Raw genomic sequence first — 1,079 nt, 5'->3', positions numbered from 1 at the left:
ATGAGCTTACCGTCCACTTCATCCGCTACTTCTCGGAGCGTTAATTCACGAAGGGCATGGAGATTTGCGAGCTTAAAAAAAGACTGCAGGCTTTGTTCAATTTTATGAACTTCGTATATTTTGCCTTCACGAAGACGCTTTTGCAGCTGTTCCGGCGTAACATCGACAAGCTGAATTTCATCTGCTTGCTGAATAAATAAATCTGGCACTGTTTCACGAACTTTTACCTGGGTAATGGCATATACGAGATCATGTACGCTTTCCATATGCTGAATATTCATTGCTGACATGACTGAAATGCCTTGGTTGAGCAGGTAAGAAACATCTTCAAAACGTTTTTTATGACGGCTTGTCGGAACATTTGTATGAGCAAGTTCATCGATAATTACAACTTTTGGGCGCCTTCTTACAATCGCCAGCAAATCAAGCTCTTTCAATTCTTTTCCTTTATAAAAAACGGTTTCTCTTTCGATTACTTCTAGATTTCCGATCATCTCTTTAGTCTCGTGCCTGCCGTGTGCTTCTATATATCCAACTACGACATCTATGCCTTCTTTGACTAAATCGTGCGCATCTTGAAGCATTTTATACGTCTTTCCTACTCCCGGCGCGGCACCGATGTAAAGTTTAAGCTTTCCTCGCTTCTGATCATGAAGTTCACGCAATAGTTCTTCCGGAGTTTTTCTTCGAAAGTATGGATGAGCTTCTTTTTCTTTCATTGTTTGTACTCCTTTATCACACTCGCTTCAATACATGAAGCGAGTGCATGTAATTAGCGCTCTCGTTGAACAGCTAAATTTAGCTCTACTACATTTACTCGTTTTTCACCAAAAGCTCCTTGCTGAGTGTGTTCTTTGATCAGCTCTTTTAGCATGTTGGTTTTAATGTGCGCCGCTTTTGCCACTCGTTCTACTTGTGCATATGCAGCTTGTGGCGTAATGTCAGGATCGAGTCCAGAAGCCGAATTTGTGACGGCATCAACTGGAATTCCTTCTTTTGGCACCTCGTTTTCTTTTTTCCACGCCGCTACGGATTTCTCGATACGATTCGTAAGATCTTTATTTGAAGGTGCTAAATTC

Annotated in this window: 1 protein-coding gene and 1 pseudogene; both read right to left on the bottom strand. The window is 41.4% G+C overall.

Annotation, left to right across the window (positions count from 1 at the left end; translation table 11 throughout):
- Positions 1-719 (bottom strand): annotated as a pseudogene (kdpDN, locus tag AC1DRF_RS29235) (KdpD-like non-kinase potassium sensor); the annotation flags it as partial.
- 53 nt (positions 720-772) lie between these two features.
- A partial coding sequence (locus AC1DRF_RS29230) for a potassium-transporting ATPase subunit C (protein WP_477742473.1) occupies positions 773-1,079 on the bottom strand: 307 nt, incomplete at its 5' end.

This window comes from Priestia sp. P5_B4 (genome assembly GCF_056400385.1).
Note: the sequence above shows the minus strand (reverse complement) of the source record. Positions and strands in the feature narration are given on the sequence as shown.